Genomic DNA, 11,176 nt, shown 5'->3' with positions numbered 1-11,176 from the left:
TGAACCTTTTAAATAATCAAATGACTGTCGAAGTTACTGACATAAACCTGCAACCCGGAGGACTTTTAACGTAACTTCAATGGGTTCATTCAAGCGCGCAATTGCACTAAAGCGGCTGCCACGGCATTATCAAAACGCTGAATAACTTGCCGGCACTGTTCCTCGTCGATAATCAACGGCGGCAACAAGCGGATGACATTGCCCTGACGCCCGCCGCGTTCCAGCAACAGGCCTTGCTTGAAGCATTGTTGCTGGATGGCCACGGCCAGCGCCGGGTCCATCGGGAAATGCCCGTGGCGGTCAGCCGGCTGGCGCTCGTCGACGATCTCGATGCCCAGCATCAGGCCACGTCCGCGCACCTGGCCGAGGGCCGGATAATGCGCCTGCAACTCGACCAGTCGGTCCTTGAGCCACTGGCCACGGCGTTCGGCCTGGCCGGCGAGGTTTTGCTGTTGCAGCACCTGCAACGTGGCCAGCCCGGTGGCCATGGCCATCTGGTTGCCGCGGAAAGTGCCGGCGTGGTTGCCGGGCTCCCAGACGTCGAACTCACGACGGATGCCCAGCACCGCCATCGGCAAACCGCCACCGACTGCCTTGGACATGACGATCAGGTCCGGCTCGATCTCGGCATGCTCAAAGGCAAACATCTTGCCGGTACGGGCGAAACCGGTCTGCACTTCGTCGAGGATCAACAGAATGCCGTATTTGCGTGTCACCTCGCGGATCGCCCGCAGCCAGCTCGCCGGGGCACAGTTGACCCCGCCCTCACCCTGCACCGCCTCAAGGATTACCGCCGCGGGCAGTGACACGCCGCTTTCGACGTCTTCAATGAACTGGGTGAAATAATGGGTCAAGGCCTCGACCCCGGCCTCACCGCCAATGCCTAGCGGGCAACGGTATTCATGGGGGAACGGCATGAACTGCACACCGGGCATCAGGCTGGCGATGGCATTTTTGGTCCGGTGTTGCCGGTCAGGGCCAGGGCACCATGGGTCATGCCGTGGTAGGCACCGGAGAAACTGATGACGTTGCTGCGACCGGTGTAGGTCTTGGCCAGCTTCAGCGCCGCTTCCACCGCATCGGCCCCTGACGGCCCGCAAAATTGCAGGCAGTAATCACGGCCCTGGTTCGGCAACAGGCTAAGCAGGGTTTCGCTGAAAGCGTCCTTGACCACGGTGGTCAGGTCCAGGGTATGCATTGGCAGGCCTGAGGTCAGGAAACTGTCGAGGCTGGCCATGATGGCCGGGTGGTTGTGCCCCAGGGCCAACGTGCCGGCACCGGCCAGGCAGTCGAGGTATGTATTGCCTTCGACGTCGGTGACCCAAACCCCGTGCGCCTTGGCAATAGCCAACGGTAACTTGCGAGGATAACTGCGCACATTGGATTCGAACTTGCTTTGTCGAGCCAGATAGTCGGCATTGGTTTTTTGCAATGGATTAGAGTGCAATACGCCATCATTCAACATCGGTCTACCCTCGATAAGTTTCGACATGAAAACTATTCCCATTTACAAAATGGCGCAACTGTTCGCTTGGACTTTTCGGAATATTTACACAACTTGATAATCGGTCATTAAAACCGTTCACGCACACTCCATCACAAGTTATTAAAACTTGATCATAAGATTATCAGTGCCATTATCCGGCCATGCTTTTGTTATAAAACTGACAACTTTTCTAGTACCTTCGAACAGGTATTAACTTATAGGTCAGTATCGCGATCGTTCATGATGGGCATGGATTCTTCCTCTACAGTATTGAGCTGAAGAAACAACACGGCGGCGCCCTTCCCTGTGGCGCAACGCACGTTGAATCGATTCAGAAATCGACAGTCGCCGAAAGGAGGTAGGTTCGTGGGGTCGAGAGCGTCAAGCCAGGCTCGCTGTCATCCGAGGCGCCGGCCGAACTCCAGTAGCGCTTGTTCGCTACGTTTTCGATGTTGCCGCGCAGGGTAATGTTCTTATCATCGACCTTGAACGCGTAGCGAGCGCCGACATCCATACGCGTCCAGGCGTCGATTTCCTTGACGTTGGACTGGTCCAGATACTGCGAGCTGGAATAGATGGCGCGGCTGGTCAGGGTCAGGCCCTGCACGGAGCGCACATCATACTCGGCGCCCAGGTTGACGTTGTATTTCGGCGTGGCAGGCGCGCGGTTGCCATCAAAAGTGCCGTTGGTGGTGTTTTTCAACTCACTGTCGATGTACATGACCCCGCCGAGCAAGCGGAAACCGTCGAGCGGTTCGCCGAACATGCTGACTTCCACACCGGTGTTTTCGCGCTTGCCGTTCGGGCCGAAGACCCGCGTCGTGGCGTTGGTCTCGTAGGCCGGCTGCTTGATCCGGAACACCGCCGCCGTGACCGCGAACGGACCCGCGTCATACTTGGCACCCACCTCGACCTGCCGGCTGATGAATGGCGGGAAGATCTCGTCCTCGTTCACCGAGGTCGACGGCGCGATCTTGCCCTGGCTCAGGCCTTCCATGTAGTTGGCGTACAGCGACAGCTTGTCGGTAGCCTTGAACAGGATGCCGCCCGATGGCGAAACCTTTTCCTCATCGTAGGCCGTGTCGCCTTTGACATTATCCGTCCAGTCGTCAACCTTCACCCGCTGCCAGCGGGCGCCGAGGGTCAGCAGCACGCGGTCATCGAAGAAACCCAAGGTGTCGGACAACGCCACGCCGCTAAAGCGGTTCTCGGTGTAGACCTTCGAATCCTGTCGGGTGGCGATGTCAGGCGTTGGGGTTTCCACCGGGTCGTAGAGGTTGCTGGGCGACGAGGCATAACGGGCGCCGCCATTTTCGAAGTCCATGTAGAAGTAGTTGGCCGCCAGGTTGACTTCATGACTCACCGGGCCGGTATGGAACCAGTTGCGCACGCCCACGTTGGCCGTCCGGACATTTTCGTCACGGGTAAAGTCACGGGGTTGAACACTGAAATCACCCGCATCGTTGGTAACCGAAACGGCATGACGGAGAAAGTCGTGATTGCTTTTACGCGCGCCCACACCGCCATAAAGCATGATCGAATCACTGACATCGAACTCGCCGCTCACCGTGCCGAAAGTGTCCTTGGTCCGCGCCTTGCTCCAGGGTTGTGCATAGTTGCTGCGCACTTCGCTGGCATGGGGAACCTGTGCGTTAGCGCCGACGATCACACGCTCCTGCGGGGCGTTGGTATCACGCTCGGTGTGCCCGATATCGGTCGAGAGCCGCAGGCGTTCACCGCGAAAATCCAGGCCCAGCACAGCCATGTCGCGGTCGACACTCTGGTGATCCCATTCAGTGTCACCGGACTGCTTCACGCCGTTGAAACGAATACCAAACTTGTCGTCTTCACCAAAGCGCCGGCCGATATCCACGGCACCACCGATCTGGTTGTTGGACGCGTAACTGGTGGTGAACGAAGTGATCGGCGCGTCAGTTGCGCGCTTGGGCACCACGTTGATCCCGCCACCGACGCTGCCCCGCGGCGAGATACCGTTGATGAGCTGGCTCGGGCCTTTGAGGATGTCGACGCGGTCCGCCATCTCCATGTCGATCGTGTAGGTCGGCAAGACGCCGTAGAGGCCGTTGTAGGCGACATCGCTGTTGAACAGGCTGAGCCCGCGGATGGTGAACTGCTCATAGCGGCCACCTGCCGGGTTGGTCGCGCGAACCGAGGGATCACTGGCGACCAGATCGCCCAAGGTACGAGCCTGCTGGTTTTTGACCGTCTCGCTGGTGTAGGTGGTCATGCTGAACGGCGTTTCCATGAAATCTTTGGAGCCCAGCAAGCCTTGCGACCCACGGCGCGCGACTTGGCCGCCGGCATACACTTCGCCTTCCGTCCCGCCCGTGGCACCGAGTATCGAGGTCGGCGCCAGTTGCAGGCTGCCGCTTTCTGGTGCTGGCGTCAGGATGTAGGCTTGCTCACCCACCGACTGAAGTTGCAGACCGGAACCTTGCAACAGTCGGGCAAAACCCTCTTCGACCGCGAAGTCCCCGGAAAGACCAGGACTGGTGCGACCACTGACGAGCGCCGGATCCACTGACAGATTGACCCCGGACAGCCCGGCGAAACGAGTCAGCGCTGCGCTGAGGCTGCCGGCCGGCACCTGATAACTGCGCCGTGACACGTCGTCGGCCCAACCGGCCGTGATGAACAACGGGCAGGCACTCAAACTCAACAACAGGCTCAAGCGCAACAACGGGCGTAGCCTGGAAGAAGCCAGACGCGTACTGCAAGGCATCACTGCGGGCATTGATAATCTCTCTGATTTCGTTTCACTTGCCTTGAATGACAAACGACGCGAAAAAAGGGGACACGCTTCAAACAATATTTTTGCGCGGCAGCAGCGTTACCCAATAACGCGTACGCGAATGCACCTCCAACGGCAGGCTGGCCGCCAACAGCGCCAGGACACGATCAGTATCTTCCAGACGGAAACTGCCGGTGACGCGCAGGGACTCCAGTTCCGGCTCCCAGCGCAAGATGCCCGGGCGGTAGGTGCTGAGTTCGCGCAGGAAATCCCCCAAAGGCTGGTTCTGCGCCATCAGCACGCCGTCGCGCCAGCCTGGGGCGAGTACGTCGAATGGCTCCACGTTGCCGGCACCCGCCGCCAGAAGGCTGATTTGCTGACCACCGCGCAACGAAAAGACCGGCCCGCGCAATGGCTGCAATTGCACCGTGCCGTTGAGCACCGAGACTTTGCAGCCCGACTGGCCCTGACGAACGCACACATCGCTCTGACTGACCAGGACGTCCCCGAAGTGCGTCCGGATCGTCAACGGTGAGGTGCCGGGGACTTTTAGTGCTATCTCACCTTCTACGAGTTTCAGCCGCCGATTCTTCAGGTCGATGTCGACGGCACTCGCCGTGTCTAATTGCAGCGAACTGCCATCGGCCAACCGGACTTTCTTACCCTCCCCGGTCGCGGTCCGCAAATCCGCGCGCCAGACATCCAGCGGCAACTGCCGACTGATCAGCCACGCTGCCGGCACCAGCGCCACCGCGCCGACAGCGCGCTTGAGAACGGTGCGTCGACTGGCTTGCGGCCGATCCAGGCTGGCCATGGCCAGGGCCGATGGCAGGTCGGCAAAGCGCTGGCGCAAGAGTTGAGCTTTTTGCCAGGCTTGTTCATGACTGGAATGGCTATCGAGCCAGCTCTGCAGCTCGGCACGATCGCGCTCATTGGCAGAACCGGATTCCATCAGCGCCAGCCATTGCGCGGCGGCCCGCATGACTTGGCGGGCTTCGGCCGACGGTGCCGAACCGATCACAGTTCCACCAGCAGGCAATGCTCGTAGGCTTGGGCCATATAGCGCTTGATCGTGCGCTCCGAGACTTGCAGGCGCTCGGCGATCTCTTGATAGCCCAGGCCTTCGAGCTGGCTCCAGAGAAACGCCCGTCGCACCGGCCTCGGCAATCCATCGAGCAATTCGTCGAGGGCTTGCAGGGTTTCCAGCAGAATCCAGCGCTGCTCGGGGGACGGCACGCAGTCCTCAGGCAACAACGCCAGTGCACCGAGGTAGGCCTGCTCCAGGCTGCGGCGTTTGTAGAAGTTGCTCAGCAGGCGTTTGCCGACTGTTGCCAGGTAGGCTCGGGGTTCTTGCAGGTCAGCAATGCGCTGGGAACTGGCGAGTAAACGCACAAACGTATCCTGACTGAGGTCCGCCGCATCATGGCCATTGCCCATGCGTCGTCTCAACCAGCCCTCGAGCCAGCCACGGTGGTCGCGGTACAGGTCGTGGAAGGTTTGCCCCGTCGGCATCGCTGCATCACTCATCGAAAGAAACCCTGCGCGAAGAAATATTTTAAATGCGACTCATTCTAATTAGTGTTGAGACTTCAAACCAAGTGCTTTGTGCGATTTGTATCCAGGAAAAAATAGAAAAAAGCAGGACGGACAGGCATGTCGGCCGCGCAGGCACCGGTTAATCGGGGCTGCGGGTGATTGAGGAAAATCGTCGAGCGGTGAATATTCGGAGGGAGGAAGAAGAGAAAAGCCAAATCGCAGACACAAAAAACCCCGGTCTTTCGACCAGGGTCTTTGCTATCGACTCGAATCAGCACTGGCAAAAACCAGCAGCTTTCTTCGTAGCTCCAAGGCGTTCAGCGGGCCTTGAGGCAGATATGGCGCAGCGGACGGGACTCGAACCCGCGACCCCCGGCGTGACAGGCCGGTATTCTAACCGACTGAACTACCGCTGCGTATCGCTTTGGACTTGCGTCCAAGTAACTCGTCTGACTGAAAGCTTCGAGGCTTTTCAATCTCGAAGAAGGTAAAAACCTGCTTCGGTAATATGGCGCAGCGGACGGGACTCGAACCCGCGACCCCCGGCGTGACAGGCCGGTATTCTAACCGACTGAACTACCGCTGCGCGTCGGTGGAGGCTTTTAAAAGCTTCCATCTTGCTTTCGCAAGACTCTCGGAAGTGGTGGGTGATGACGGGATCGAACCGCCGACATTCTGCTTGTAAGGCAGACGCTCTCCCAGCTGAGCTAATCACCCGGTTTGCATCTCCGAGGCCGCGAAATTTACGCAGGTAGCGAACCTAAGTCAATAGCAGGATTGAAGTTTTTCTGAAAAAGACAAAATCGTGTCATTCCCGACGACACCGGCAGCAGTCAGACCGTTTTCGCGAGCAGGCTCGCTCCCACAATGGAAATGCATTCTGCCCGAAGAAACACGCGCTACTGTGGGAGTGAGCCTGCTCGCGATGAGCGCGGCACATTCAACATCAATGCTGATCGCTCCCCCCCCACATTACTCGCTGTAAATCATCTTCTTGGTCATGCCGCCGTCGACCACAAACTCCTGGCCCGTAACGAACCCAGCGTTCCTGGACAACAACCACGCCACCATCGCCGCGACGTCCTCGACCGTCCCTACCCTGCCCGCCGGATGCTGGGCATGATCGGCGTCGGTCAACGGTTCAGCACGCCGCGCCGACGGATCCCGCGCATCGATCCAGCCCGGACTGACCGCATTAACGCGGATCTCCGGCCCCAGACTGATCGCCAATGCGTGAGTCAGGGCCAACAATCCGCCCTTGCTCGCCGCATAAGCCTCTGTGTCAGGTTCCGACTGCCCGGCACGGGTCGAGGCCAGGTTGACGATTGCGCCGTTGTGAGCACGCAGATACGGCGCACAGTGCTTGGCCAGCAACATCGGCCCACTGAGATTTACCGCCAACACGCGATTCCAGTAGGCCAGATCGAGGCTTTCCAGGGTGATGTTGTGCGGATCGGCGACTGCCGCATTGCACACCAACGCATCCAGACGCCCAAACTGCCCCAGCACTTCGGCGACGCCCAGCGCCACCTGCCCTTCGTTCGAGACGTCCATGGCGATGAACCAGGCGTTGTCGCCCAGCACCTTCGCCACTTTCGAACCGCGCACGCGGTCCAGGTCCGTCAGCACCACTTGCCAGCCTTCGCTGATCAGCCAGGCCGCGATGCCCAGACCGATGCCGCGCGCGGCACCGGTGACCAGCGCAACGCGGCCATGGGTGCCCGTAGCCGGGCTGGACAACTCGATCACAAGGCAGCCAACCCGCGCGCCAGATCGGCTTGCAGGTCTGCTACGTCTTCCAGGCCGACCGCAACGCGGATCAGGCTGTCACGGATGCCCGCGGCTTCACGCTCTTGCGGCGCCAAACGGCCGTGGGAAGTGGTGCTCGGGTGAGTGATGGTGGTCTTGGTGTCGCCAAGGTTGGCGGTGATGGAAATCAGTCGGGTGGCGTCGATAAAGCGCCAGGCGCCCTCTTTGCCGCCCTTGACTTCAAAACTCACGACCGCGCCGAAGCCTTTCTGCTGACGCCGGGCCAGTTCGTGCTGCGGATGACTCTTGAGGCCGGCGTAGTGGACCTTCTCAATACCGTCCTGCTGCTCCAGCCATTCGGCCAGTTGCTGAGCGTTGGCGCAGTGCGCCTTCATGCGCAGGTTCAGGGTTTCGAGGCCCTTGAGGAAGATCCAGGCATTGAACGGGCTCAGGGTCGGCCCGGCGGTGCGCAGGAAACCGACGACTTCTTTCATCTGCTCGCTACGACCGGCCACGACGCCACCCATGCAACGGCCCTGGCCGTCGATGAACTTGGTCGCCGAGTGCACGACGATGTCGGCGCCCAGTTTCAGCGGCTGCTGCAAGGCAGGCGTGCAGAAGCAGTTGTCGACCACCAGCATCGCGCCCTTGGCGTGAGCGATTTTCGACAGCTCGGCGATGTCCACCAATTCGGCCAGCGGGTTGGATGGCGATTCGACGAACAGCAATTTGGTGTTGGCCTTGATCGCCGCATCCCAGCCGGACAGGTCCGCCAGAGGTACGTAGTCGACTTCGATGCCAAAACGCTTGAAGTACTTTTCGAACAGGCTGATGGTCGAGCCAAACACGCTGCGCGACACCAGCACATGGTCACCGGCGCTGCACAGGCTCATCACCACCGCCATGATCGCGGCCATGCCAGTGGCAGTGGCCACCGCTTGCTCGGCGCTTTCCAGCGCGGCGATACGTTCTTCGAACGCACGCACGGTCGGGTTGGTGTAGCGCGAGTAAACGTTGCCCGGCACTTCACCGGAAAAACGTGCCGCGGCGTCGGCAGCGGTACGGAATACGTAGCTGGAAGTGAAGAACATCGGATCACCGTGTTCGCCTTCCGGCGTACGGTGCTGACCGGCGCGTACGGCCAGGGTATCGAACGCTACGCCATCGAGGTCGCTGTCCAGCCGACCGGCATCCCAATCCTGACTCATGCTGTCACTCCTTGCCTTGCTCTTTTAGTAGATACAAAACCGGCCCCTCAGGGCCGGTAGTTACTCAGTTGTTATACAGATCAATGATCGCACTGACTGCCTGTGTCTTGACCTTGGAGGCATCGTTGCGTGCCTGCTCGATCTTGTTCAGGTAAGCCTCGTCGACGTCGCCGGTAACGTACTTGCCGTCAAACACCGCGCAATCGAAGTTCTCGATCTTGATCTTGCCGCCACCGACCGCTTCGATCAAGTCAGGCAAGTCCTGATAGATCAACCAGTCGGCGCCGATCAGATCAGCCACGTCCTGGGTCGAACGGTTGTGGGCGATCAGTTCGTGAGCGCTTGGCATGTCGATGCCGTAGACGTTCGGGTAGCGAACGGCCGGCGCTGCGGAGCAGAAGTAGACGTTTTTCGCGCCAGCTTCACGAGCCATCTGGATGATCTGCTTGCACGTAGTGCCGCGAACGATCGAGTCGTCCACCAGCATCACGTTCTTGCCGCGGAATTCCAGTTCGATGGCGTTGAGCTTCTGGCGTACGGATTTTTTCCGTGCCGCCTGGCCCGGCATGATAAAGGTCCGGCCGATGTAGCGGTTCTTCACGAAGCCTTCGCGGAACTTGACGCCCAAGTGGTTCGCCAGTTCCAGAGCCGCAGTGCGGCTGGTGTCCGGGATCGGGATGACCACATCGATGTCGTGCTCTGGACGCTCGCGCAGGATCTTCTCGGCGAGTTTCTCGCCCATGCGCAGACGGGCCTTATAGACCGAGACGCCGTCGATGATCGAGTCCGGACGCGCCAGGTAGACGTGTTCGAAGATGCACGGGGTCAGGGACGGGTTGGTCGCGCACTGACGGGTGTGCAGCTTGCCGTCTTCAGTGATGTAGACCGCTTCGCCCGGTGCCAGGTCGCGAATCAGGGTGAAACCGAGCACGTCCAGGGACACGCTTTCGGAGGCGATCATGTACTCGACGCCTTCGTCGGTGTGACGCTGGCCGAAAACGATCGGGCGGATGCCATGCGGGTCGCGGAAACCGACGATGCCGTAACCGGTCACCATCGCCACGACTGCGTAACCACCGACGCAACGGTTGTGCACGTCAGTCACGGCAGCGAATACGTCTTCTTCGGTGGGCTGCAACTTGCCGCGCCGGGCCAGTTCGTGAGCGAACACGTTGAGCAGCACTTCCGAATCGGAGTTGGTGTTGACATGGCGCAGGTCAGATTCGTAAATCTCCTTGGCCAGTTGTTCAACGTTGGTCAGGTTACCGTTGTGCGCCAACGTGATGCCATAAGGCGAGTTGACGTAAAACGGTTGAGCTTCGGCCGAAGTCGAGCTGCCCGCGGTCGGGTAACGCACATGGCCAATACCCATGTGACCGACCAGGCGCTGCATGTGACGCTGATGGAACACGTCACGCACCAGGCCATTGTCCTTGCGCAGGAATAACCGGCCATCATGGCTGGTCACGATACCGGCAGCGTCCTGGCCGCGGTGCTGGAGCACGGTTAGCGCGTCATACAGCGCCTGATTGACGTTCGACTTACCGACGATACCGACGATGCCACACATGCGACGCAACCCCTACTTAATGGATCTGAACTGAACACAACTCACTGAGGCGTTTTGGCCGTCGGCAAGAGATGTTCCTTGAACGGTAATTCAGCGGGTACGCTGATACCGCTGGCAAGCCACTGACTGCTCCACCCAAGGATCAGGTTTTTGGACCAGTCTGCGACCAATAAAAATTTTGGCACGAGCTGTGATTCTTTCCACCAGCTGTCCTGCTGTACCGGCCCCAGGCTCAACAGCCCGACCGCCACGACCACCAGCAACACGCCACGCGCGGCGCCAAAGGCCATGCCGAGGAATCGATCGGTCCCGGATAGCCCGGTAACGCGAACCAACTCGCCGATAAGATAATTGATCATTGCGCCTACGATTAACGTGGCGACAAACATGATGGCGCAGCCCGCGATAATGCGAGCCGATGGCGTTTCGATGTACCCTCCGAGGTACTCGGACAATGAACCACCGAACATCCAGGCGACGACTCCTGCGATGATCCAGGTCACCAGCGATAATGCCTCTTTGACGAAGCCGCGGCTCAAACTGATCAATGCGGAGATGGCGACGATTGCAACGATCGCCCAATCAACCCAGGTAAATGGCACAGTGCAGCCTACAGACGGATAAGGCGGCGCATTTTAGCAGAGCCCGTGCTTATCGGTAAGCTGCGATTGTCAGTGCATTTCAAATCGGGGTAATCGTGTTAATCCCTGCCGGAACCGCAACCACCCTTGTAGCCGCTGGCGAAGCCTGCGTTCGACTGCTCAGCAGTCGCAAAACAGGCCCCGCGGTACAGCAGGGGTACCGTGTATTCGGGGTTTACGCCTGCTTCGCAGCCGGACGCAGCCTCGCGGGCTCGACAGCTGCTACAACATTGA

7 protein-coding genes, 3 tRNA genes and 1 pseudogene are annotated in these 11,176 nt (G+C 59.5%); all 11 read right to left on the bottom strand.

Annotation, left to right across the window (positions count from 1 at the left end):
- Window positions 1-89: 89 nt before the first annotated feature.
- Window positions 90-1,465: pseudogene (locus JFV26_RS00260) on the bottom strand (diaminobutyrate--2-oxoglutarate transaminase).
- 352 nt (window positions 1,466-1,817) lie between these two features.
- Window positions 1,818-4,241: a TonB-dependent receptor gene (locus JFV26_RS00255; protein ID WP_201188679.1), complete on the bottom strand. Its 2,424-nt coding sequence runs from the start codon at window positions 4,239-4,241 to the stop codon at window positions 1,818-1,820.
- Between the two features lie 67 nt (window positions 4,242-4,308).
- A complete protein-coding gene (locus JFV26_RS00250; protein ID WP_201188999.1) occupies window positions 4,309-5,220 on the bottom strand; it encodes a FecR domain-containing protein in 912 nt (303 codons plus the stop codon).
- A gap of 35 nt (window positions 5,221-5,255) precedes the next feature.
- Window positions 5,256-5,765, bottom strand: a complete 510-nt coding sequence (locus tag JFV26_RS00245; protein WP_201188677.1) for a sigma-70 family RNA polymerase sigma factor — start codon at window positions 5,763-5,765, stop codon at window positions 5,256-5,258.
- Between the two features lie 348 nt (window positions 5,766-6,113).
- Window positions 6,114-6,190, bottom strand: a tRNA-Asp gene (locus JFV26_RS00240).
- A gap of 93 nt (window positions 6,191-6,283) precedes the next feature.
- A tRNA-Asp gene (locus tag JFV26_RS00235) sits at window positions 6,284-6,360 on the bottom strand.
- Window positions 6,361-6,415: 55 nt separating this feature from the next.
- Window positions 6,416-6,491, bottom strand: a tRNA-Val gene (locus JFV26_RS00230).
- Between the two features lie 255 nt (window positions 6,492-6,746).
- Window positions 6,747-7,523: an SDR family oxidoreductase gene (locus JFV26_RS00225; protein WP_201188675.1), complete on the bottom strand. Its 777-nt coding sequence runs from the start codon at window positions 7,521-7,523 to the stop codon at window positions 6,747-6,749.
- Window positions 7,520-8,731, bottom strand: coding sequence for an O-succinylhomoserine sulfhydrylase (locus tag JFV26_RS00220; protein WP_201188673.1), 1,212 nt, complete (start codon window positions 8,729-8,731; stop codon window positions 7,520-7,522). The genes JFV26_RS00225 and JFV26_RS00220 overlap by 4 nt, the downstream gene beginning before the upstream one ends.
- A 64-nt stretch (window positions 8,732-8,795) precedes the next feature.
- Complete coding sequence (purF, locus tag JFV26_RS00215) at window positions 8,796-10,301, bottom strand: amidophosphoribosyltransferase (protein WP_201188671.1); 1,506 nt, start codon at window positions 10,299-10,301, stop codon at window positions 8,796-8,798.
- Between the two features lie 41 nt (window positions 10,302-10,342).
- The gene (locus tag JFV26_RS00210) at window positions 10,343-10,903 is read right to left on the bottom strand and encodes a CvpA family protein (RefSeq protein WP_201188669.1); all 561 of its coding nucleotides are present in this window, start codon (window positions 10,901-10,903) and stop codon (window positions 10,343-10,345) included.
- Window positions 10,904-11,176: the final 273 nt, after the last annotated feature.

It is taken from the genome of Pseudomonas sp. TH31 (assembly GCF_016650815.1).
Classification (GTDB): domain Bacteria; phylum Pseudomonadota; class Gammaproteobacteria; order Pseudomonadales; family Pseudomonadaceae; genus Aquipseudomonas.
Note: the sequence above shows the minus strand (reverse complement) of the source record. Positions and strands in the feature narration are given on the sequence as shown.

Bases quoted from the DNA above. Each gene is read 5' to 3' on its own strand.
- JFV26_RS00255 (WP_201188679.1), bottom strand. From the start codon at position 4,241: ATGCCCGCAGTGATGCCTTGCAGTACGCGTCTGGCTTCTTCCAGGCTA.
- JFV26_RS00250 (WP_201188999.1), bottom strand. From the start codon at position 5,220: ATGCGGGCCGCCGCGCAATGGCTGGCGCTGATGGAATCCGGTTCTGCC.
- JFV26_RS00245 (WP_201188677.1), bottom strand. From the start codon at position 5,765: ATGAGTGATGCAGCGATGCCGACGGGGCAAACCTTCCACGACCTGTAC.
- JFV26_RS00220 (WP_201188673.1), bottom strand. From the start codon at position 8,731: ATGAGTCAGGATTGGGATGCCGGTCGGCTGGACAGCGACCTCGATGGC.
- purF (WP_201188671.1), bottom strand. From the start codon at position 10,301: ATGTGTGGCATCGTCGGTATCGTCGGTAAGTCGAACGTCAATCAGGCG.